This window comes from Microbacterium xerophyticum, assembly GCF_053543555.1.
In genome coordinates this window covers 560,144-581,330 of the sequence record NZ_JBLVOB010000006.1, presented here as the reverse complement: position 1 = coordinate 581,330, position 21,187 = coordinate 560,144, and the positions used below count along the sequence as shown (strand labels likewise).

General features: G+C 67.7%; 21 protein-coding genes. 8 read left to right on the top strand and 13 right to left on the bottom strand.

Going from position 1 to position 21,187, the window contains the following annotated elements; all coding sequences use genetic code 11:
- Positions 1-30: 30 nt before the first annotated feature.
- On the bottom strand, positions 31-573 hold the full coding sequence (locus tag ACNPNP_RS09485) for a septum formation family protein (RefSeq protein WP_448965776.1): 543 nt from the start codon (positions 571-573) through the stop codon (positions 31-33).
- Positions 574-694: 121 nt separating this feature from the next.
- The gene (gene def / locus ACNPNP_RS09480; protein WP_448965775.1) at positions 695-1,261 is read right to left on the bottom strand and encodes a peptide deformylase; all 567 of its coding nucleotides are present in this window, start codon (positions 1,259-1,261) and stop codon (positions 695-697) included.
- Positions 1,262-1,322: 61 nt separating this feature from the next.
- Here def and ACNPNP_RS09475 point away from each other — a divergent pair, with 61 nt between their 5' ends.
- Positions 1,323-2,357, top strand: coding sequence for a DMT family transporter (locus ACNPNP_RS09475; RefSeq protein WP_448966159.1), 1,035 nt, complete (start codon positions 1,323-1,325; stop codon positions 2,355-2,357).
- On the opposite strand, the gene pgl is transcribed toward ACNPNP_RS09475, so the two are convergent.
- The 6 genes from pgl to tkt are packed head-to-tail and all read right to left on the bottom strand — an operon-like array spanning position 2,351 to position 10,452.
- The gene (gene pgl, locus ACNPNP_RS09470) at positions 2,351-3,130 is read right to left on the bottom strand and encodes a 6-phosphogluconolactonase (RefSeq protein WP_448965774.1); all 780 of its coding nucleotides are present in this window, start codon (positions 3,128-3,130) and stop codon (positions 2,351-2,353) included. The genes ACNPNP_RS09475 and pgl overlap by 7 nt on opposite strands.
- A 5-nt stretch (positions 3,131-3,135) precedes the next feature.
- Positions 3,136-4,071, bottom strand: a complete 936-nt coding sequence (locus ACNPNP_RS09465) for a glucose-6-phosphate dehydrogenase assembly protein OpcA (protein WP_448965773.1) — start codon at positions 4,069-4,071, stop codon at positions 3,136-3,138.
- The gene (gene zwf, locus ACNPNP_RS09460) at positions 4,068-5,615 is read right to left on the bottom strand and encodes a glucose-6-phosphate dehydrogenase (RefSeq protein ID WP_448965772.1); all 1,548 of its coding nucleotides are present in this window, start codon (positions 5,613-5,615) and stop codon (positions 4,068-4,070) included. The genes ACNPNP_RS09465 and zwf overlap by 4 nt, the downstream gene beginning before the upstream one ends.
- 21 nt (positions 5,616-5,636) lie before the next feature.
- Entirely contained in the window at positions 5,637-7,244 is a 1,608-nt protein-coding gene (locus ACNPNP_RS09455) for a glucose-6-phosphate isomerase (protein WP_448965771.1), read from the bottom strand.
- Positions 7,241-8,353 (bottom strand): transaldolase, encoded by a 1,113-nt coding sequence (tal, locus tag ACNPNP_RS09450; protein ID WP_448965770.1) that lies wholly within the window; start codon positions 8,351-8,353, stop codon positions 7,241-7,243. The genes ACNPNP_RS09455 and tal overlap by 4 nt, the downstream gene beginning before the upstream one ends.
- On the bottom strand, positions 8,350-10,452 hold the full coding sequence (tkt, locus tag ACNPNP_RS09445) for a transketolase (RefSeq protein ID WP_448965769.1): 2,103 nt from the start codon (positions 10,450-10,452) through the stop codon (positions 8,350-8,352). The genes tal and tkt overlap by 4 nt, the downstream gene beginning before the upstream one ends.
- 210 nt (positions 10,453-10,662) lie before the next feature.
- On the opposite strand from tkt, the gene ACNPNP_RS09440 reads away from it, so the two are divergent.
- The gene (locus tag ACNPNP_RS09440; RefSeq protein ID WP_448965768.1) at positions 10,663-11,568 is read left to right on the top strand and encodes a heme o synthase; all 906 of its coding nucleotides are present in this window, start codon (positions 10,663-10,665) and stop codon (positions 11,566-11,568) included.
- Here the strand turns inward: ACNPNP_RS09440 and ACNPNP_RS09435 are convergent.
- Both ACNPNP_RS09435 and ACNPNP_RS09430 read right to left on the bottom strand, forming a co-directional pair.
- A complete protein-coding gene (locus ACNPNP_RS09435) occupies positions 11,514-11,969 on the bottom strand; it encodes a hypothetical protein (RefSeq protein WP_448965767.1) in 456 nt (151 codons plus the stop codon). The two genes, ACNPNP_RS09440 and ACNPNP_RS09435, sit on opposite strands and share 55 nt — an antisense overlap.
- An 85-nt stretch (positions 11,970-12,054) precedes the next feature.
- Entirely contained in the window at positions 12,055-13,155 is a 1,101-nt protein-coding gene (locus ACNPNP_RS09430) for a COX15/CtaA family protein (RefSeq protein ID WP_448965766.1), read from the bottom strand.
- A gap of 232 nt (positions 13,156-13,387) precedes the next feature.
- Here ACNPNP_RS09430 and sufB point away from each other — a divergent pair, with 232 nt between their 5' ends.
- Genes sufB through ACNPNP_RS09400 form a run of 6 tightly spaced genes read left to right on the top strand, consistent with a single transcriptional unit; the run spans position 13,388 to position 18,625 of the window.
- The gene (sufB, locus tag ACNPNP_RS09425; RefSeq protein ID WP_448965765.1) at positions 13,388-14,806 is read left to right on the top strand and encodes a Fe-S cluster assembly protein SufB; all 1,419 of its coding nucleotides are present in this window, start codon (positions 13,388-13,390) and stop codon (positions 14,804-14,806) included.
- On the top strand, positions 14,807-16,027 hold the full coding sequence (sufD, locus tag ACNPNP_RS09420; protein WP_448965764.1) for a Fe-S cluster assembly protein SufD: 1,221 nt from the start codon (positions 14,807-14,809) through the stop codon (positions 16,025-16,027).
- Positions 16,024-16,350 carry a non-heme iron oxygenase ferredoxin subunit gene (locus tag ACNPNP_RS09415; RefSeq protein ID WP_448965763.1) on the top strand — a complete coding sequence of 109 codons (327 nt, stop codon included), beginning with the start codon at positions 16,024-16,026 and terminating at the stop codon, positions 16,348-16,350. Before sufD ends, ACNPNP_RS09415 begins: the two co-directional genes overlap by 4 nt.
- Positions 16,351-17,121: a Fe-S cluster assembly ATPase SufC gene (gene sufC / locus ACNPNP_RS09410; protein ID WP_448965762.1), complete on the top strand. Its 771-nt coding sequence runs from the start codon at positions 16,351-16,353 to the stop codon at positions 17,119-17,121.
- A 9-nt stretch (positions 17,122-17,130) separates the two neighbouring features.
- On the top strand, positions 17,131-17,460 hold the full coding sequence (locus ACNPNP_RS09405) for a metal-sulfur cluster assembly factor (protein ID WP_144796387.1): 330 nt from the start codon (positions 17,131-17,133) through the stop codon (positions 17,458-17,460).
- A 7-nt stretch (positions 17,461-17,467) separates the two neighbouring features.
- Positions 17,468-18,625, top strand: coding sequence for a MalY/PatB family protein (locus ACNPNP_RS09400; RefSeq protein ID WP_448965761.1), 1,158 nt, complete (start codon positions 17,468-17,470; stop codon positions 18,623-18,625).
- Here the strand turns inward: ACNPNP_RS09400 and ACNPNP_RS09395 are convergent.
- From ACNPNP_RS09395 to ACNPNP_RS09385, 3 genes are all read right to left on the bottom strand, one after another.
- Positions 18,544-19,908 carry an acyltransferase family protein gene (locus tag ACNPNP_RS09395; protein WP_448965760.1) on the bottom strand — a complete coding sequence of 455 codons (1,365 nt, stop codon included), beginning with the start codon at positions 19,906-19,908 and terminating at the stop codon, positions 18,544-18,546. The two genes, ACNPNP_RS09400 and ACNPNP_RS09395, sit on opposite strands and share 82 nt — an antisense overlap.
- 100 nt (positions 19,909-20,008) lie before the next feature.
- A complete protein-coding gene (locus ACNPNP_RS09390) occupies positions 20,009-20,677 on the bottom strand; it encodes a response regulator (protein WP_448965759.1) in 669 nt (222 codons plus the stop codon).
- Positions 20,674-21,187, bottom strand: a 514-nt coding sequence (locus ACNPNP_RS09385) for a sensor histidine kinase (RefSeq protein ID WP_448965758.1), incomplete at its 5' end; no start/stop codon positions are given. The genes ACNPNP_RS09385 and ACNPNP_RS09390, both read right to left, overlap by 4 nt.

The window sequence follows — 21,187 nt, the reverse complement described above, 5'->3', positions numbered from 1 at the left end:
CCCCCCCTCTCCTGGTTTGTCAGTCGATGTTCAGCGTGCGGCGCCCTTGAGCGTGCCGGTGACCTCGAGCGAAGCCTGCGGGTCCTCGGGGTCGGGCTCGTAGATCACGCACTGCACGAGGCGGTCGTCGGCCTGGGTCCAGGTCTGCTCGGTGGGGGTGAGCCACCAGAAGTCGAGTGCGGAGTCGTAGTAGTCGATGCCGACGAACTCGCTGAACGCGGGGACGCACTGCGCCTCGACCTCGGCGGTGATCTCCTCGTCGGTGGGAAGGTCGCCTTCCGGGAGGTCGAACTCGAAGAAGACCTCGTCTGCGTGCGGCTCGGAGCAGGGAACGACGTCGGCGTCGGTGATCTCGCCGGAGGTGTCGCTCGCGGGCATGCAGTCGCCGACCTTGAGGGAGAAGATGTCGATCGTGTCGCCCTCGGTGACCTCACCGGTCTCTTCATCGCGCTGAGCGTCGTTGCCGCCGCCCACGATGAGGTTGTTAAGCGCGCTGCAACCGCTGAGCGCGATGCTCAACGCGACGGCGGTTCCAGCGAGTGCCAGCGCTCGTCGATTGCGCAGTTTCATCATGTGAGTTCCCCTCCGAGGACTTTGTCTGCAGCGGGCACCGATGTCCCGCCCCCAACCGGAACCGTACTCATCCTGAACCTGAGGCGCAACTTTGAATTCGTTATGCAGAAGCTGTACGTCTTCAGGCGTCGAGGTCGTCGACTCCCGGCATCCAACTCGCGCCGGGCTTGCCCCAGCCGCGCTTGCGGGCGATCTTCTGCACCGTCTTCCAGTCGCCGTCCGAGAGCCTGTCCACATAGAGGATGCCGTCGAGGTGATCGAACTCGTGCTGCATGATGCGGGCACGCCACCCGTCCACCTCGATCCGCACGTCTGCGCCGTCCAGATCGGTGGCGGTCACGAGCACGCGGTCCGCCCGGCGCAGCGGGAACCGCTCACCGGGAAAGGACAGGCAGCCCTCGGACTCCTCGTCCGGGTCGGGAACGCCGGGTTCCGGGGGAGACATCCACAGCACGGGGTTGACGAGCACACCTCGCCACGGCTGATCATCGTCATCGACGTAGGAGTACGTGTAGATGCGAAGGGGCACGCCGACCTGAGGGGCCGCGAGACCGACACCGGGTGCGGCATCCATCGTCTCGAACATGTCGGCGACGAGGGTGCGGATGTCGTCGTCTATCTCGCCGACGGGCGATGCGGGGGAGTGCAGAACGGTGTCGCCCATGATGCGAATCGGTAGAACAGCCACGCCACAACCCTACTGCGGGCCAAGTGCCCGGTAGTGTTTCAGTGTGAGTGCGGGCGCGTGGATGTCAGGGGCGGAAGTCGGCGACCAGCTTGTCGGTGCCTTCCAGAACCCTGGGTTGCTTCTCGGCATTCCTCTCGCGCTGGCCGGTGCGGTGTTCATGTCGCTCGGAGCGCAGTACCAGCACCGCGGAGTCGAGAAGGTCGAACGCCTCAGCGGCGCCGACGGCGCGAGCGGGCTGAGCGTCGAGCAGCTCAAGCGACTGCTCACCCGCCCGTCATGGATCCTCGGCACGCTCATGCTGGGTCTCGCGATCGTGTGCCAGCTCGCGGCGCTGTCCGTCGCGCCGCTCATCGTCGTGCAGCCGCTCGGAGCCATCGCGCTCGTGATCACCACGCTGCTCAACGCACGGGTCTCGGGGCACTCGCCGACCAGAAGATCGCTCATCGCGATCGGGGCGTGCGTCGGCGGCATCTTCATCTTCGTGTTCTTCGCGGCGATCTTCGCCGTCGAGCAGGACATCACAGATCGCGAGCTCTTCGTGATCCTGGCGATCCTGCTGGTCGTGATCATCGTGCTCGGCGGATGCTGGCTGATCCTGCGCCACCGGATGCGGGCACTGTTCTACGTCGTCGGCGCCGGAATCCTCTACGGGTTCGTGGCGACGCTCGCCAAGGCCGTGATCAAGCGCGTCCAGGCCGAGGAGTTCGACTGGGTGACGCTGGTGTGCGTGATCGCCCTGATCGCGGCGTCGGCGGTGGGGGCGTACTTCGTCCAGACCGCCTACAGCTCCGGACCACCCGACCTCGTGATCGCCGGATTGACGGTCGTCGACCCGATGATCGCGGTGCTGATCGGCATGCTCGTCCTCGGTGAGGCCGCTGCGGCGCCGCCATGGGTGCTGGTGTGCTTCGGCATCGCCGGTGCGATCGCCATCTGGGGAGTCGTCGGGCTCGCCAGGTATCACCCGCAGGTGCTCAGCGAGAGCCAGGAGCTCGGGATCACGCGGGGGAGCGGACCCTCGAACTCCGCGGGCACGGCCACCGGGGAACGCGATCCCGGCCGCGACCCCGGATCAGCACCGGAACGCGATCAGTAGGCCTGGTCGATGAGGTCTTCCGAGACCTCTGAGGCCGCAGCCTGATCGACGAAGAAGATCGTGCGCTTGCGCCCCTTCGCGCCCGCTGCGGGCACGTTGGTGTAGCTGGCGCCGGCGAGGGCCAGGCCCAGGGCGGAGGCCTTGTCCGTGCCCGTGAGCACCAGCCAGACGCGCTTGGAGGAGTTGATCACCGGACGCGTCAGCGTGACGCGCTCCGGCGGCGGCTTCGGGGAGTCGCGCACCGGCAGCGCCGCCGCATCCGTCTCCGTCACCTCGGAGCGATCGGGGAACAGCGAGGCGATGTGTCCGTCCGGTCCGACGCCGAGGAAGCACACCGCGAACGACGGCCAGTCATGCTCCTCGTCACCGAACCTGGCGAGTTCAGAGGCATAGGCCTGAGCGGCTTCGTCGAGCGTCATACCGTCATCGGCGGCGGCGATCTCATGGATGTTCTGCGCAGGCACTTCGATACGATCCAGCAGCGCCTCGCGGGACTGCAGCGCGTTGCGATCCTGATCGGCGCGAGCGACGAAGCGCTCGTCGCCCCACCAGAAGTGCACGAGCGACCAGTCGATCCGATCGACCTTCGGATGCGCGGCGACGGCGCGAAGGACCGTGCTCCCCATCGACCCCCCTGTGAGGGCGATGTGGGCGATCCGGCCGTTCTTCGTGCGCGCCTTCACGCGGGTCAGGAAACGATCCGCGACCCGTTCGGCGACGGCTGCAGGCGTCGCCTCCACGCCGACCAGCTTCTCGGCAGAAGATGCCTGCATGTCGCTCACTCTCCGGTCTCGGGCGGACCCAGCTTCTCCCAGCCCTCGGTGATGACTCGACCGTACAGGACGTCGGGGTCCAGACGACGCAACTCCTCCGCCAGGCACTCCCTGAGGGTGCGGCGCGGCAGGTGCAGGTCGTGCTCAGGCTGTCCCGGCTGCGTGAGGACGGCATCGCCGGGGACCGGTCGCTGCAGCAGGATGTCGCCGCTCGAGCGGGTGAGCCGGACCGATTTGATGCCTTCGTCCCACTCCTCGCGCTTCTCGTACGCCCAGCGGACGGGGACGTCGAGGGCGAGCTGGAGCCACGCCGCGAGCAGCGCGGTGGACGGCGAGGATGCCGCGCCGCGCACCTCGACGGTCGTGACCTCCTCGAACGGCGGCTGATCGAGCACGGCGGCGAGCTGCTCGCGCCAGTGCGTCAGACGCGTCCACGCGAGGTCGGTGTCACCGGGGGCGTGCGAACGCCCGAGGGACTCGATCTGCGCACGCACGTCGATGGCGGTGGCGGCGTCGGTGATGCGGCGCTGCGCGATGCGCCCGAGGGGCGTTGCGGAGGGCTCTTCCGGCGCGTCATCCGGCCACCAGGCCACGACGGGCGCGTCCGGGAGCAGAAGACCGGTGAGGAGGCTCTCCTGGTTGCTCGCCGCGTCGCCGTGCGCACGGAGCACGACCACTTCGCTCGCGCCGGCGTCGCCGCCGACACGGATCTGGGCATCGAGTCGTGCGTCACCGTCGCGCTCGGACAGCACGATGACCCGCATCGGGTGCTCGCGGGACGCGTCATTGGCCGCTTCGATGGCCTCTTCGGCCATGTCCTCGCGTGCGGCGATGACCAGCGTGAGCACGCGGCCGAGGGCGACGGCGCCGCCCTCCTCGCGCAGCTTGACGAGGTGCTTGGCGACCTGGCTGACGGTCGTATCGGGAAGGTCGATGATCACGGTCGTCTCCAGACTCGTCCGTCGCGGGCCAGGAGGGCGTCGGCGGAAGCCGGGCCCCACGAACCGGGTGCGTACTGCTCCACCGGCGTGTCCTGCGATGCCCAGTACTTCTCCACCGGGTCGAGGATCTTCCAGGACAGCTCGACCTCTTCGTGGCGGGGGAACAGCGGCGGGTCGCCGAGAAGCACATCGAGGATGAGCCGCTCATACGCTTCAGGGCTGGCTTCGGTGAAGGCGTGGCCGTACCCGAAGTCCATGGTCACGTCACGCACGTTGCTGCCCGCGCCCGGCACCTTGGAACCGAACCGGATGGTGACGCCCTCGTCGGGCTGCACGCGGATGACGAGCGCGTTCTGACCGAGCTCGGCAGTGTTCGAGCGTCCGAACAGGTGCTGCGGCGCGCGCTTGAACACCACGGCGATCTCGGTGACGCGGCGTCCGAGGCGCTTGCCGGTGCGCAGATAGAACGGGACGTCGGCCCAGCGCCGCGGGTTGATGTCGAGCTTGACGGCGGCATAGGTCTCCGTCGATGACTCCGGGCTCATCCCGTCCTCATCGAGGAATCCGGTGACTTGCTCGCCACCCTGCCATCCGCCCGCGTACTGACCGCGTGCTGTGGCGAGCGAGAGATCCTCGGGGAGGGTCACCGCGGCGAGGACCTTCTCCTTCTCCGCACGCAGGTGCTCTGCGCTCAGGCTGATCGGCTCCTCCATCGCGGTGAGCGCGAGCAGCTGCAGGAGATGGTTCTGGATGACGTCGCGTGCAGCGCCGACGCCGTCGTAGTATCCGGCGCGACCGCCGCCGCCGATGTCCTCGGCCATCGTGATCTGCACGTGGTCGACGTAGTTGCGGTTCCAGATCGGCTCGTACAGCTCGTTGGCGAAGCGCAGAGCGAGGATGTTCTGCACCGTCTCCTTGCCGAGATAGTGGTCGATCCGGAAGATCGCATCAGCCGGGAACGCGACTTCGAGCGCCTCGTTCAGATCACGAGCCGATTCGAGGTCGTGGCCGAACGGCTTCTCGATCACGACGCGCCGCCACCGCTCATCGCCTTCGTCATCGCCGACCAGCCCGGATTCCTTCAGCTGCTTGGTGACGACGGGGAACGACTTCGGCGGGATCGAGAGGTAGTACGCGTGGTTTCCCATCGTGCCGCGTTCGACGTCGAGCTTCTCGACGGTCTCGCGGAGTTTCACGAACGACTCGGGGTTGTCGAACTCGCCGGAGACGAAGCGGATGCCTTGCAGCAGCTGCTGCCAGGTCTCCTCACGGAACTCGGTGCGCGCGTGCTGCTTCACCGCGTCGTAGACGACCTGGGCGAAGTCCTGATCCTCCCAGTCGCGGCGTGCGAAGCCGACGAGGGCGAAGCCTGGCGGCAGCAGCCCTCGGTTCGCCAGGTCGTACACGGCCGGCATGAGTTTCTTGCGCGACAGGTCGCCGGTCACGCCGAAGATCACCAGCGCGCTGGGACCTGCGATGCGATTGAGGCGACGGTCGTCTGGGTCGCGCAGCGGGTTCTGGCCGCGTGATACGGGAACGGTCATCGGCGGGGGATTCTCCTACGACTACTTCTGGGCGGCTTCGAAGAGGGCGAGCACGTCGGCCGAGTCCTCTGTGATCGTCAGGGAGACGACGGGACGACCGTGCTCGGCGAGCACACCGGCGTCGCCGGCAGCCTGCGCCTGGATGAGCTGTCCGAACGTGAACGGACGCTCCGGGATCTCGAGATCGACGTCGGTGCGCTCCAGGATCTGCAGGAACACGCCCTGTGCGGGACCGCCCTTGTGATACTGGCCGGTCGAATGCAGGAAGCGCGGTCCCCATCCGAACGTGGTCGGGCGACCGGAGTCGGCGGCGACCAGTTCGCGCAGGCCCTGCAGCTGCGGGAGCTCCAGGCGGTTGACGTACGCCTGGATCGACACGTAGCCGTCCTCCGGCAACTGGGCCCACAGGGCGTCCAGTACGGCCTCGATGTTGCCGGACACCGCGAGCGCGGGATCCGACACGCGCACCTCGATGCCGCTCTCGACGAACGCCGGAGCAGTGGGCTCGGGGCGCGCATCCAGAAGACCACGGGTGGCGACCTTGGCGGACTCGACGTCGGGCTGGTTGAACGGATCGATGCCGAGCAGGTGTCCGGCGATCGCCGTCGCGTACTCCCAGACGATGAGGTTCGCACCGAGCGACCCGCTCACGAGAACTTCGCCCTCGTGACGTTCGCGCAGGTGGAACTCGTTCGCGTCGTCGACCAGGCGCACGATCTGCAGGTCGGCCGGAACAGCATCCAGCTCCGGCGAGACCGGCAGCAGCACGACGGGCAGGATTCCTGTGCCGTCCTTGCCGGTGGACTCCGCGATCAGCTGCTCGATCCAGTCCGGCAGACCGTTGATGTGCGTGCCGTCGGTGATCAGGCCCAGCTTGTCGCGTCGCGGGTTCGTGCCGGCGATCGCCGCGCCGAGACGCAGGGCCGGGTTGTCCGCAGCGTCGACGGCGACCTGGAGCAGCGTGGCCTCGGCCTCGTCGAGCAGCTCTGAGATGTCGGCGCCGGCGAGGCCGGACGGCACCAGGCCGAAGGCCGTGAGCGCCGAATAGCGGCCGCCGACGTTCGGGTCGGCGTTGAACACGCGGTACCCGGCCTCGCGGGCGGACGCATCCAGCGGCGAGCCTGGGTCGGTGACGACGACGATCCGCTCCACGGGGTCGATGCCCAAGTCGCGGAACGCCGTCTCGAAGGTGCGACGCTGGGAGTCGGTCTCGACCGTGGACCCCGACTTCGACGACACGACCAGCACGGTCTGCTCGAGACCCTCATCCAGTGCGGCGAGCACCTGGCCCGGCGCAGTCGAATCGAGGATCGTGAGCGCGACACCCGCGGTCTGCGTGATCACCTCTGGCGCGAGCGACGATCCGCCCATGCCGGCGAGCACGACGCGGGTGACGCCCTTGGAATGCAGTTCATCGCGAAGTGCGACGATCTCAGGAACGAGCGGCCGTGACACCGAGACGGCTTCCACCCAGCCGAGACGCTTGGCGGCCTCCTCCTCGGCGGCCTCGCCCCAGAGCGTCGAGTCGAAGCCCGTGATGCGCGATGCGATGAGATCGCCGACAAGTCGGGGGACGACCGCGTCGATCGCCGACTTCGCGGCGCCCGACGCGTGGATCGAGAACGTCATCGCTGCGCCTCGAGCCCCTCGGCGACCTGGGTGAGCAGGTCGTGCCAGGAGTCGATGAACTTCGCGACGCCCTCGTCCTCGAGCACCTGAGTGACATCGGCGAAGTCGACGCCGACCTTCTCGAGCCCGGCGAAGACCTCACGGGCCTCCTCGTAACCGCCGGTGATCGTGTCGCCGGTGATGACGCCGTGATCGAAGGTCGCCTCGAGCGTCTTCTCCGGCATCGTGTTGACGACGCCCTCCGCGACGAGCTCGGTGACGTACAGAGTGTCGGGCAGCGCCGGGTCCTTGACGCCGGTCGAGGCCCACAGCGGGCGCTGCAGGTTGGCGCCGGCGTCCAGGAGGGTCTTTGCGCGATCGCCGGCGAACGTCTTCTCGAAAAGCTCGTAGGCGAGCCGCGCGTTGGCGAGGCCTGCCTTGCTCTTGAGGGCGAGCGCCTCATCGGTGCCGATGGCCGAGAGGCGCTTGTCGGTCTCGGTGTCCACCCGCGACACGAAGAACGAGGCGACCGAGTGGATCGTCGACAGGTCGATGCCGGCGGCCTTGGCCGTCTCGAGACCCGTGAGATACGCGTCGATGACGTCGGCGTAGCGGTCCAGGCTGAAGATCAGGGTGACGTTGACGCTGATGCCCGCACCGATCGCCTCCGCGATGGCCGGAAGGCCGGCCTTGGTCGCCGGGATCTTGACGAGCAGGTTCGGGCGGTCGATCTCCGCCCACAGCTGCTTGGCCTGTGCCACGGTGCCATCGGTGTCGTGTGCGAGGTCGGGGGAGACCTCGATCGAGACGCGGCCGTCCACGTGCCCGGACTTCTCCCACACGGGGCGGAAGACGTCCAGCGCTGCACCGACGTCCTGCGTGGTGGCCGCGAACACGGCTTCCTCGGCAGTCGCACCCGATGCGGCCAGTTCGGTGACCTGCGCGTCGTACGACGTGTCGTCGGGGTTGGTGATCGCCCCGGCGAAGATGGTCGGGTTCGTGGTGACGCCCACGACGTTGCGGGACTCGATCAGCTCCGCGAGGTTCCCGGAGTTGATCCGGGTGCGGGAGAGGTCATCCAGCCAGATGCTGACGCCTGCGGCTGCGAGGTCTGCGGTGGGGGTGCTCATGCGTTCTCCTTGACAGTTGCGCGTGCCGCCTCGACGACGGCCTCGGCGGTGATGCCGAACTCCTGGAACAGTGTCTTGTAATCGGCGGATGCGCCGAAGTGATCGATCGCGACCGAGCGGCCCTTGTCTCCGACGATGCCGCGCCACGTGAGCGCAGAGCCCGCCTCGACGGACACCCGAGCGGTGACGGCTGCAGGCAGCACCGACTCGCGGTACGCGGCGTCCTGCTCCTCGAACCACTCCAGCGACGGAGCCGACACGACGCGGGCGTTGATGCCGTCAGCGGCGAGCGTCTCGCGTGCTGCGACGGCGAGCTGCACCTCGGATCCCGTCGCGATGAGGATGACGTCCGGGGTGCCGTTCGGCGCCTCGGCGAGCACGTAGGCGCCCTTGGTCGCGTTGTCGGCGGACGCGAACACGTCGCCGGATGCTGCGCCCTCTCCGCGCTCGAACACGGGGATGTTCTGACGGGTGAGGGCGATGCCTGCCGGCCCAGCGTGGCGGCGGAGGAGTTCGAGCCAGACGACCGAGGTCTCGTTCGCGTCCGCAGGTCGCACCACCGCGAAGTTCGGGATGGCGCGCAGCGTCGCGAGCTGCTCGATCGGCTGGTGGGTCGGACCGTCTTCTCCGAGCGCGACCGAGTCGTGCGTCCAGACGAAGATGCTCGGGATGTTCATCAGCGCGGCCAGTCGCACCGACGGGCGCATGTAGTCGCTGAAGATCAGGAACGTGCCGCCGAAGGCGCGCGTCGGACCGTGCAGGACGATGCCGTTGACGATCGCTCCCATGGCGTGCTCGCGGATGCCGAAGTGCAGCACGCGCCCGTAGGGGTTGCCCGACCACTCGTGCGTCGACCACTCGGCCGGGATGAACGAGGGGGCGTTCTTGATCGTGGTGAGGTTCGATTCGGCGAGGTCGGCCGAACCACCCCACAGCTCGGGAAGCTCGGCAGCCAGGGCGTTGATGACCTGGCCGGACGCGGCGCGGGTGGAGACTTCCTTGCCCGCCTCGAAGGCCGGCAGCGCGGCGGCGATGTCCGTCGGCAGGTCCTTGGCCAGGAGTCGGTCGAGCAGAGTCTTGCGCTCGGGGTTCGCGGCGGCCCATGCGTCGAAGGACTCCTGCCAGGCGGCACGGGCTTCGGAGGCGCGGTCGGCCAGCGCGCGGGTGTGCGCGATGACCTCGTCAGCGACGACGAAGGTCTGCTCCGGGTCGAAGCCCAGCACCTTCTTGGTCGCCGCGAGCTCGTCTGCGCCGAGAGCCGAACCGTGGATCTTGCCCGTGTTCTGCTTGCCGGGCGACGGCCAGCCGATGATGGTCTTCAGGATGATGAGCGACGGCTTGTCCGTCTCGCCCTTCGCGGCCTCGACGGCGGCGGAGAGCTCAGCGAGGTCTTCGACGTACTCGCCGCTCTTCTTCCAGTCGACGGTCTGGACGTGCCAGCCGTACGCCTCGTAGCGCGCCGCGACGTCCTCGGTGAAGGCGACGTTCGTGTCGTCCTCGATCGAGATCTGGTTGGAGTCGTAGAACGCGATGAGGTTGCCCAGCTGCTGGTGACCGGCGAGTGAGCCCGCCTCGCTGGTGACGCCTTCCTGCAGGTCGCCGTCACCGGCGATCACGTACACGAAGTGATCGAACGGGCTCGTGCCCTCGGCGGCCTCCGGGTCGAACAGGCCGCGCTCGTAGCGTGCCGCGTACGCGAAGCCGACGGCCGACGCCAGGCCCTGACCCAGCGGCCCTGTCGTGATCTCCACACCCTTGGTGTGGCCGAACTCGGGGTGACCCGGAGTCTTCGAGCCCCACGTGCGCAGCGACTTCAGGTCGTCGAGCTCGAGGCCGAAGCCGCCCAGGTAGAGCTGGACGTACTGCGTCAGGGAGGAGTGACCCGCGGAGAGGATGAATCGGTCCCGGCCGAGCCAGTCGGTGTCAGCCGGGTCGTGGCGCAGAACGCGCTGGTAGAGGAGGTAGGCGAGAGGAGCAAGGCTCATCGCTGTGCCAGGGTGACCGTTGCCGACCTTCTCGACAGCATCCGCCGCCAGAATCCGTGCGGTGTCCACCGCGCGCCGGTCAATCTCTTCCCACTGCAATTCCGACAAGGTCATGCCCTTTCCAACGGTTACGAGGGCGCCCGAATTCCCTGCGCCTCCGCAACGTCACGGACAGGAGCACAGCGCCGGGCGCGCGAGTGGTTTCAGCATAGCGGGGCACGGCGGAGCGTGAAACGACTCTTACGTCGCAAGTCGCGCCACCGGCGTGTCCTAGACTGGAAGGGTTGGCGGAGTGTGCGCTGGGAGGCGATCGATATCTCGACTATGTCCGAGGCGACGGCGGTGAAACGGCCGATCGGCCAGACGATCAAGGCATACGTCTCGTTGACGAAGCCGCGCGTGCTCGAGCTTCTGCTCGTCTCCACCGTGCCCGTCATGTTCCTCGCCGAAGGCGGGATGCCCAACCTGTGGCTCGTGCTCGCGACGGTGATCGGCGGCTCGATGAGCGCAGGGTCCGCGGCGTCGTTCAACATGTACCTCGATCGGGACATGGACGCCCACATGCACCGCACGGCGAAGCGTCCGCTGGTCACCGGCGAGATCTCGCCGCGCGCCGCGCTGATCTTCTCCTGGACTCTCGCCGTGGCATCCACTCTCTGGCTGCTCGCGACGACGAACTGGCTGACAGCCGCGCTGTCGGTGGCAGCGATCTTCTTCTACGTCGTGATCTACACGATGATCCTCAAGCGCCGTACCGAGCAGAACATCATCTGGGGCGGAATCGCCGGGTGCTTCCCCGTCGTGATCGGTTGGTCCGCTGTCACCGGTGATGTGGCGTGGCCCGCCGTCGTGCTGTTCGCGCTGGTGTTCCTGTGGACGCCGGCGCACTACTGGCCGCTGTCGATGAAGTACCGCGACGACTACGAGGGCGCCGACGTCCCCATGCTCGGCGTCACCCGCAACGCGTCCCAGGTCGGACTCCAGGTCATCCTGTACGCATGGGCCACGCTCGCGTGCTCGCTGCTGCTGATCCCGGTGGCCGACATGGGTCTGGTGTACTCCGTGTCCGCGGTGGTGTTCGGCGGGTGGTTCGTGTACGAGTCGCACCGGCTGTACTCGCAGGCGGTGCGTGGAACGAACCCGCGTCCGATGCGGGTGTTCCACGCCTCCATCACCTACCTGACGCTGATATTCGTGGCCGTGGCGGTCGACCCGCTGCTGCCGTTCTGATCCTCTTCGGCGTCATCGTCTGCGGTCTCGGCCGCTGAATCGGTCGGGGCTTCGGCGTCTTCGTGCGCCGCGTCCGTGCGTGATCCGGTAGCCTCATCGGCCTGCGCGGACCAGTCGATCTGCTCGACGACGGCCGGGGCGGCGTGGGGGACGAGCGACTTCGCCGCCGCAAGCGCGAGCGTGAGGAGCACTCCGATCACTCCGGCTCCCAGCAGCGCGGCGCCGACGACGATCCACGGCTGGCCGACATAGACCTCGACCCCGGTCGCCGTTCCGTCCAGCAGGCGAGCGGTCATGGTGGCGGTGTTGTCGGAGATGATCCAGCCGCCGACGGCGGCGGAAGCGAGCGAGAGGACGAGCAGGAGCCAGTACGAGACGCTGCGTGTGAGTGATTTCTTCATGCCGACGAGCCTCACGGACGCGTTGATGCGCGCGCTGTGCAGCGCTTATGCGCGGCCTGTGCGCACGGCCCCGACCCCGCTCTCCTCAGGGCATCGGACGCTTCATGCGCAGCACCGTCACGGTGTACGCCGCCGCCGAGAGCGACGCGAGCACCATGTGGATGCCCACCAGCAGCTCCGGCAATCCCTCACGCGACTGCCAGATGCCGACCCCGACCTGCACGACGATCGCGGCCACGAGCACCAGCAGCCAGCGGCGCGGAGCGAGCTGTCGCACCCATGCGATCACGGTCAGGGCCGCGACCAGGGCGGCGAGGACGTACCCGGGCCAGGAGTGCACATGCGCGAGGATCGTGGCGTCGAAGCCGTCGCGCACGACGTTCGCGTCGCCGGAGTGCGGTCCGGAGCCTGTCGTCAGCACGCCGAAGAAGATGGTCACGGCCAGCGCGAGGCCGGTGATGTGCGACAGGATCGCGAACCAGCGGGGCACGACGCGCTCGCGGTTCGTGCCGGGCTCGTACATCCGCACCAGATACGCAGCGGTCACGCACACCAGGAGGAGCGACGATGCGTAGTGGAAGCCCACGATGTAGGGATTGAGGCCCGTGAGCACGGTGATGCCTCCGACGAAGGCCTGCGCGACCACGCCGATCAGCACGATCCACGCGAGCAGGGTCAGATCGCGTCGACGGGGAGTGATCCGCATCGAGTGCACGGCGCCCACCACCGTCGCCAGCAGCAGTCCGAGTGAGAAGAACGGGAATGCCGGGACCCCGGCCGCCCAGGCCACGGCGAAGCAGAGCACGCCTGCGCCGATTCCTCCGAGCGCGAACCACAGTGCGGCCTTGAGCGAGCGGCGTCCGCCGACGGCGGTCAACGTGAGCAGGAGCACGGCGATCGCGATGATGCCGACCACGCCCGTCATCGTCCGGTTCCCGAACTCGATGACGCCGTGGATGCCCTGCTCCGGTGTCGGCACCAGCGATTCCGGCGTGCACAGCGGCCACTCAGAGCATCCGAGACCGGACCCGGTCAGACGCACGGCTCCGCCGGTCGCGATGATGATCACCTCGGCGATGAACGACAGCCACGCCAGCACTCGCAGCGGTCGGCCGAAGGCTGGGGAGTGGCTGTCCCCGCGGCCCTCGTATGGTGAAGTGGCGGCGCGCGCTGCGGTGTCGGGCATGTGTCCTCCGGTTCCGCGCCCGAGCGTACGGGCGCGGCCCGTTTGTCAGGGGGAACCTGTAGAATCGGATTGTTGCGATGCCCGCGGAAAGCGCGAGGTGCATCACCAACAGTTTAGGCGCGAAGAATGCGTCCGTGATGAGGCCCACCAGCGGCACCCACACCCGTGAACTCGAGCGGGCCATGAGGTGTCGGGGCGGATGACACCGTTGAGGCCTGACAAGGAGAGTGTGATGTCGGATGTGCTGATCGACCGCCCGGAGCTCGATGGTCTGGGGGTGTACGAGTTCGGCTGGCACGATGAGGACGCCGCAGGCGCCATCGCGAAGCGAGGTCTCTCCGAAGACGTCGTTCGCGGCATCTCCGCGCTCAAGAACGAACCCGAATGGATGCTGAAGACCCGTATGAAGGGCCTGTCGCTGTTCGGGCGCAAGCCGATGCCGACGTGGGGTGCAGATCTCAGCGACATCGACTTCGACAACATCAAGTACTTCGTCCGCTCCACCGAGAAGCAGGCGCAGTCGTGGGAAGACCTTCCCGCCGAGATCCGTGAGACCTACGAGCGTCTCGGGATCCCGGAGGCCGAGCGCCAGCGCCTCGTCGCCGGTGTGGCCGCGCAGTACGAGTCCGAGGTCGTCTACCACCAGATCCGTGAAGACCTCGAGCAGCAGGGCGTCATCTTCATGGACACCGACACGGCGCTGCGCGAGCACCCCGAGTTCTTCGAGGAGTACTTCGGCAGCGTGATCCCGGCCGGTGACAACAAGTTCGCCGCGCTCAACACGGCCGTCTGGTCGGGCGGATCGTTCGTGTACGTGCCCAAGGGCGTGCACGTCGAGATCCCGCTGCAGGCCTACTTCCGCATCAACACCGAGAACATGGGGCAGTTCGAGCGGACCCTGATCATCGCCGACGAGGACAGCTACGTCCACTACATCGAGGGCTGCACGGCCCCGATCTACAAGTCGGACTCGCTGCACTCCGCCGTGGTGGAGATCATCGTGAAGAAGAACGCACGCGTTCGCTACACGACGATCCAGAACTGGTCGAACAACGTCTACAACCTCGTCACCAAGCGCGCGGTCGCCCATGAGGGCGCCACCATGGAGTGGGTCGACGGCAACATCGGCTCCAAGGTCACGATGAAGTACCCGTCGATCTACCTGATGGGTGAGCACGCCAAGGGCGAGACGCTCTCCGTCGCCTTCGCCGGCCCCGGCCAGCACCAGGACGCCGGCGCGAAGATGATCCACATGGCTCCGTACACGCAGTCCTCGATCGTCTCCAAGTCGATCGCCCGCGGCGGTGGTCGCGCCGGCTATCGCGGCGAGGTCCGAGTGGACGCCAACGCGCACCACTCCGCGAACACCGTGCGCTGCGACGCCTTGCTGGTCGACACCAAGTCCCGCTCCGACACGTATCCGGCGATCGACATCCGCGTCGACGACGTGCAGCTCGGCCACGAGGCCACCGTCTCGAAGGTCAGCGAAGAGCAGCTCTTCTACCTGCAGTCCCGCGGCATGCCCGAGGACGAGGCGATGGCGATGATCGTGCGAGGCTTCATCGAGCCGATCGCGCGCGAGCTGCCGATGGAATACGCCATGGAACTGAACAAGCTCATCGAGATGGGCATGGAAGGATCGGTCGGCTAAATGGCGGCCTCGACGACAGCGCCCAGCGAGGCGCAGCAGACGAACGCGCCCCAGGCAGGCGCGCACATCGACCCGGCCGCGCAGGTCGCGGCTGCCGGATTCGTTCCGGTGCAGACGCGTTCGGCGCGACCCCGCTCATTCGAGCCGGGCGACTTCGGTGCACCGACCGGCCGTGAGGTCAACTGGAAGCACACCCCGGTCGACCGTCTCTCGGGCATGTTCGCCGTCGCGGCTCAGAACGACGGCGTCGACTACGAGATCACGACCGGCGATCAGTACATCGCCGAGCCGCTGACCGCCGGCACCGCGCCGCGCGGCGAGCACTTCCTCTCCGAGGACGTCGTCTCGGCCGTCGCATGGCAGGGCGCGAGCGAGTCCCTCCACGTGCGCATCCCGCGCGAGGAGGAGGTCGCAGAGCCGATCGTCGTGACGATCACGGGCAAGGGGGCGGACGCGAGAGCCGATGCCCACATCGTGATCGAGGCGCTCGAGCACAGCTCGGCCACGGTGATCCTGCGTCACCTCGGGTCCGCGCAGTACGCCCAGAACGTCGAGATCATCGCGCGCGCCGGGTCCCGGCTGACCGTCGTGTCGGTGCAGCGCTGGGACGACGACGCCGTGCACGCCGCATCGCACCAGGCCCGCGTCGACAATGACGCCGTGCTCAAGCACTTCGTGGTCAGCTTCGGCGGCGGACTCGTGCGAGTGAACCCGAACGTCGAGCTCGCGGGCAGCGGCTCGGAGGGCTACCTCTACGGACTCTCGTACGCGGATGCGGGGCAGCACCTGGAGAGTCAGGTCTACCTGCACCACAAGGGCGCCCACACCAAGGGCGACGTGCTGTACAAGGGCGCGCTGCAGGGCGAGAGCGCGCACAGCGTGTGGATCGGCGACGTGCTGATCGGTGCGGACGCCACCGGCACCGACTCGTACGAGGCGAACCGCAACCTGGTGCTCACCGAAGGCGCTCGCGCCGACTCGATCCCCAACCTGGAGATCGAGACCGGCGACATCCTCGGTGCGGGCCACGCGAGCGCGACCGGTCGTTTCGACGACGAGCAGCTGTTCTACCTGCAGGCACGAGGGATCACCGAGGAAGAGGCACGCCGTCTCGTCGTCCTCGGCTTCCTCACCGACATCGTGCAGCGGCTCGGCATTCCGGCCCTCGAGGAGGAGCTGCTCATCGCCATCGAGGCCGAGCTCGCGGCGGTGAGCGCATGAGCGCACAGCGCGCCTGCGGTCTGAGCGAGCTCGAGCAGGACACCCCGTTGCGCGTGGAGCTCGACGGCGTGCCGATGGCCGTCGTGCTCGACTCTGCGGGTGAGGTGCACGCCATCGGCGACACCTGCACCCACGGCGAGATCTCCCTCTCCGAAGGCTTCGTGGAGGGCGACACGCTGGAATGCTGGGCGCACGGCTCCGCGTTCTCTCTGCGCACCGGCATCCCCCAGAATCTCCCCGCATATGAGCCCGTACCGGTCTACGTCGTCGAGATCGACGGCGACGACGTGCTCATCGATCCGACTGTAACTAAGGAAGTCTGAATGTCTGTTCTCGAGATCCGCGACCTGTACGTCACGGTCGACACCGAGGCCGGGACGACCCCGATCCTCAACGGCATCACCCTCACGATGAACACGGGTGAGACGCACGCCATCATGGGCCCGAACGGTTCGGGCAAGTCCACACTGGCGTACACGATCGCCGGCCACCCCAAGTACACCGTCACGAGCGGGTCGATCACCTTCGACGGTGAGGACGTCCTCGCCATGACCGTGGACGAGCGTGCGCGGGCCGGTCTGTTCCTCGCCATGCAGTACCCGGTCGAGATCCCCGGCGTCACCGTGACGAACTTCCTGCGTACGGCCAAGACGGCTCTCGACGGTGAGGCACCGTCGATCCGCTCGTGGACCAAGGACGTCAAGGGCGCCATGACGAACCTCCGCATGGACCCGAAGTTCGCGCAGCGCAACGTCAACGAGGGCTTCTCCGGCGGCGAGAAGAAGCGCCACGAGATCCTGCAGCTCGAGGTGCTCAAGCCGAAGTTCGCGATCCTCGACGAGACCGACTCCGGTCTCGATGTCGATGCGCTGAAGATCGTCTCGGAAGGCGTGAACCGCGCCAAGGAGAACACCGGTCTCGGCGTCCTGCTGATCACGCACTACACCCGCATCCTCCGCTACATCCGTCCTGACCACGTGCACGTGGTCGTCGCGGGCAAGATCGTGGAAGAAGGCGGTCCTGAGCTCGCCGACCGGCTCGAGGACGAGGGATACGACCGTTTCCTCGACCCTGCAGCCCCGATAGAGGCGTAGGCTGATCGCATGACCGCGACTCTTGCTCCTGAGAAGTTCGACGAGGTCACCGAGGCTCTCAAGGACGTGATGGATCCGGAACTCGGGATCAACGTCGTCGATCTCGGACTCATCTACGATCTCGCCTGGGACGACGAGAACGACGCACTCGTGATCCACATGACGCTCACGAGCGCTGGCTGCCCGCTCACCGACGTGCTCGAGGAGCAGACGGCGCAGGCCCTCGACTCGGTCGTCGACCGATTCCGCATCAACTGGGTGTGGATGCCGCCGTGGGGTCCCGAGCGGATCACCGACGACGGGCGCGACATGATGCGTGCGCTCGGCTTCGCCATCTGACACCGCCGTGAGCGCGTCGGTCCGAGCTCTCCCGCTCGAGCAGTTGCGCGAGCGCACGAGCGAGAAGTGGCGGGAGTATCCCGCCGATGTCCTGCCGTTGTTCGTGGCGGAGACCGACTTCCCGCTGGCTCCGGCGATCGCGCGGGCCCTCGAGCGCGCGGTCGCGACCGGCGACACCGGTTACGTCGCCTCGCGCACACCACTCGCAGCGGCGTACGCGGAGTTCGCTGAACGGCGGTTCGGATGGACGCCGGATCCCGGGCGCATGCGCTCGACCGCCGACGTCAGCATGGGCATCGTGGAGATCCTCCGGCGCGTTACGTCACCGGGCGAACGTGTGATCGTGATGCCGCCCGTGTACCCGCCGTTCTACGATCTCGTGGAGGAAGCCGGCGCGGTCGTCGAGCGCGTGCCGCTGCGCGACACAGGAACGGCGTGGGAGATCGACCTCGACGGCATCCGCACAGCGCTCGAGGGCGGCGCACGCGCCGTGCTGCTGTGCAGCCCGCACAATCCGACCGGTACCGTGCACTCCGCTGTCTCCCTCGCACGTCTCGCCGAGCTCGCCGCTGCGCACGGGGCGGCGGTGGTCTCCGATGAGATTCACGCGCCGCTCGCTCAGCCGGAAGCCGGATTCACACCGTTCCTCGCTGTGTCGGATGCCGCGCGCGAGATCGGGTACGCCCTCGTCAGCGCGAGCAAGGCGTTCAATCTGGCTGGGCTCAAGTGCGCTCTGATGGTCACGGCATCCGATGACCCGACGCGGGTGGTGCGCTCTCTGCCGATAGAGGTGGAGTGGCGTACCGGCCAGTTCGGTGTTCTCGCCGCCGTCGCGGCGTTCAGTGCAGAGAGCGATGAGTGGCTCGACGGCCTGCTCTCGACCCTTGACGACAACCGGCGTCTCGTCGCGGATCTCATCGCCGCCCATCTTCCCGGCGCGCGCTATCGGATGCCGGACGCCGGCTACCTCGCATGGATCGACCTGACCGACCTCGGTTGGGGCGAGAACCCCGCCAGACGGATCCTGCGTGAGGCGAAGGTCGCACTGCACTACGGATCCGCCTTCGGTGCGGAGGGCGCAGGTCACGTGCGGGTGAACTTCGGCACGAGCCCCGAGATACTCTCGGAGGCCTTCGAGCGCATCGCCGCGATGCCGGAGCTGTGACCGACGTCGGTCGTCGAGGCGCCCTGCCCGGGCCGTGCCAGTCGCAGTGAGACGATCAGCAGCGCCACGGCAATCATCGCGGTGACCGGCGTCGTGCCGATGACCAGCAGGCCGACGATGGCCACCGTACCGATGGCACTCGCCGCGACGAGTCGTGCGGCGGAGCGCGTCGGGGTGGGGATCCGTCGCGCTTCGATCCCGGCGAGCAGGAAGGCGATGCCGGCCGTCAGCACCACGACGGTCACGAGCCACATCGGCCTCGTCATCCACCACTCGACGCTGCTGGGCTCGGGCAGAGCGATGCCCGTCGTCATCGCGAACACGGCGGAGACGCCCGCCATGGCCAGGAGCACCGGCATGTGCCAGAGGTAGATCGTCATCGCGCGGGGAGTGACGAAGGTGAGGAAGCGGTGCGGGAGGGGGAGCCTGCTCCATCTTTCGACGCGCTCGCGCATGATCGACAGCACCATGGTGTGCGCGACTCCTACCAGGAGGAGCGAGGCGGTGGGAGGATTGATGTTCGCGATCAGGTCGGGGGAGTAGACGCCCGTCACGAAGGTGACGATCAGCGCGGCCACTGCTCCCGCGGCCACCACGGTCCTGGTGCGGCGGCTCAGTGCATCGATACGTCCGTCAGCGAAGAAGAAGCCGAGCTGCTGCAGTGCGAGCCAGACGAACGCGAGATTCATGAAGCCGAAGCCGTCGATGCCCGTCGTGTTCCGCACGGCGTCGACTGCCACGGCCGTGGCGACCATCAGAGTGATCGTCATCCAGGGCGCGCGGCGGTGGGCGGCCGCGAAGAGCGGCAGCAGAGCCTGGCAGAGCAGGAACACACCGAGGAACCAGAGCGGCTGCCCGTAGCGGTATCCCGCTATCGCGACGAGGTCGGCGGGAACCCCGTTGAGCAGGAGCACCGTCAGTACGACACCCACGATGCCGATCGTGAACACCGCGGGCAGAACGAGCCGGTGGATGCGGGCTGCGACGAACTCCCGCGCGGTGCCGCCGCGCTGCTGCGCGCGTCGAAGCGCCGTGTAGCCGGCGAATCCGCCGATGACGAAGAACAGCGGCATGACCTGGAGCACCCAGCTCAGCGGCGTGATCCATGCGGCGCCGTCGCTCGCATTGGCGAACAGCGGGCCCGCGTCGGTGACGGTGACACCCACCATCAGCGAGTGCAGTACGACGACGCCGCGCACGCACAGCGCTCGGACCAGGTCGATGCCGGTGTCGCGCGTCGGCGTGCTCGTCGTGATGCTGGATCGCAGTTCTGCGATGGCCATGAAGTCCTCCTCGGTGGGTGTTCGAGGAGGTTATTCACGCAGTGACCAGGGGCGCATCACCCTGCGGGGTCGACGTGACCCCTACCGCGGTAGGGGCGGATCAGGCGGGTTCGGCGAGGCCGGTGTCGTAGGCGAAGATCACGGCCTGCACACGGTCGCGCGCGCCGATCTTGGCGAGGACCTTGCCCACGTGGGTCTTCACGGTCTGCTCTGCGATGAACAGCGCCGCGGCGATCTCGCTGTTCGAGCGGCCCTGCCCGATGAGCACGAGCACCTCTCGTTCGCGGTCGGTCAGCTCTGCGAGCAGATTTCCGGATGCGGTGGTGCGCGGCTTCTGCGCAGCGAACTGCGCGATCATCCGTCTGGTCACACTCGGCGACAACAGCGCGTCGCCCGCGGCGATCACGCGCACGGCATGGACGAGCTCTTCAGGCAGGGCGTCTTTCAGCAGGAAGCCGCTGGCACCGGCCTGCAGGGCGTCGTAGACGTAATCGTCGATGTCGAACGTCGTGAGCATGAGGATGCGCGGCACCTTGGCCGCGGGGTACCCCGGGCCCAGGATGCGCCTCGTCGCCTCGATGCCGTCGAGCTCCGGCATCCGCACGTCCATCAGGATGACGTCGGGATCGAGCCTGGCCGCGAGCGAGACAGCCTCGGCACCGTCCGATGCCTGGCCGGTGACCGTGATGCCCTCGTGCGCGTCGAGGAGTGCGGCGAACCCGGCGCGCACCATCGCCTGATCGTCGGCGATGAGGACTTCGATGCTCACACACTCTCCTGCTCGGACATCCATGGGAGCGCTGCGGCGACAGTCCAGCCGCCGTCCGCATCCGGACCGGCCTCCAGAGTACCGTCGACGAGTGCGACGCGTTCGCGCATTCCGCGGAGCCCGTGCCCACCGGACGCCACCGACCCAGGGGAGACGGATGCCTCACCGGTCGCGGCGGTGTTGTGCACTCGGAGGCGGATCGCCGTGTCGTCCGTGCGGACGCTCACCGAGACGCGAGAGCCGGGGGCGTGCCGCACGGCGTTGCTCAGGGCCTCCTGGACGATGCGGAACGCGGCGATCTGCACGCCGGCCGGCGCCGTGGTGACATCTGCGGTGACCAGCTCCAGCCCGACATCCACTCCCGCGCGGCGGATGCTGTCCACGAGTGCGGGAATGTCCTCGATCCCCTTCTGCGGCGCGAGCTCGGCGGACTGGTCCTCCGTGCGCAGCACACCCAGCAGTCGCCGCATCTCGGTGAGCGATGAACGCGCGGTCGCGGCGCGGTCGTCG

Bases quoted from the DNA above. Each gene is read 5' to 3' on its own strand.
- ACNPNP_RS09415 (WP_448965763.1), top strand. From the start codon at position 16,024: ATGAGCGCACAGCGCGCCTGCGGTCTGAGCGAGCTCGAGCAGGACACC.
- ACNPNP_RS09405 (WP_144796387.1), top strand. From the start codon at position 17,131: ATGACCGCGACTCTTGCTCCTGAGAAGTTCGACGAGGTCACCGAGGCT.
- zwf (WP_448965772.1), bottom strand. From the start codon at position 5,615: ATGACCGTTCCCGTATCACGCGGCCAGAACCCGCTGCGCGACCCAGAC.
- ACNPNP_RS09485 (WP_448965776.1), bottom strand. From the start codon at position 573: ATGATGAAACTGCGCAATCGACGAGCGCTGGCACTCGCTGGAACCGCC.
- ACNPNP_RS09440 (WP_448965768.1), top strand. From the start codon at position 10,663: ATGTCCGAGGCGACGGCGGTGAAACGGCCGATCGGCCAGACGATCAAG.
- ACNPNP_RS09430 (WP_448965766.1), bottom strand. From the start codon at position 13,155: ATGCCCGACACCGCAGCGCGCGCCGCCACTTCACCATACGAGGGCCGC.
- ACNPNP_RS09395 (WP_448965760.1), bottom strand. From the start codon at position 19,908: ATGGCCATCGCAGAACTGCGATCCAGCATCACGACGAGCACGCCGACG.
- ACNPNP_RS09475 (WP_448966159.1), top strand. From the start codon at position 1,323: ATGTCAGGGGCGGAAGTCGGCGACCAGCTTGTCGGTGCCTTCCAGAAC.
- sufB (WP_448965765.1), top strand. From the start codon at position 13,388: ATGTCGGATGTGCTGATCGACCGCCCGGAGCTCGATGGTCTGGGGGTG.
- pgl (WP_448965774.1), bottom strand. From the start codon at position 3,130: ATGCAGGCATCTTCTGCCGAGAAGCTGGTCGGCGTGGAGGCGACGCCT.
- tal (WP_448965770.1), bottom strand. From the start codon at position 8,353: ATGAGCACCCCCACCGCAGACCTCGCAGCCGCAGGCGTCAGCATCTGG.
- ACNPNP_RS09435 (WP_448965767.1), bottom strand. From the start codon at position 11,969: ATGAAGAAATCACTCACACGCAGCGTCTCGTACTGGCTCCTGCTCGTC.
- sufC (WP_448965762.1), top strand. From the start codon at position 16,351: ATGTCTGTTCTCGAGATCCGCGACCTGTACGTCACGGTCGACACCGAG.
- ACNPNP_RS09455 (WP_448965771.1), bottom strand. From the start codon at position 7,244: ATGACGTTCTCGATCCACGCGTCGGGCGCCGCGAAGTCGGCGATCGAC.
- sufD (WP_448965764.1), top strand. From the start codon at position 14,807: ATGGCGGCCTCGACGACAGCGCCCAGCGAGGCGCAGCAGACGAACGCG.
- tkt (WP_448965769.1), bottom strand. From the start codon at position 10,452: ATGACCTTGTCGGAATTGCAGTGGGAAGAGATTGACCGGCGCGCGGTG.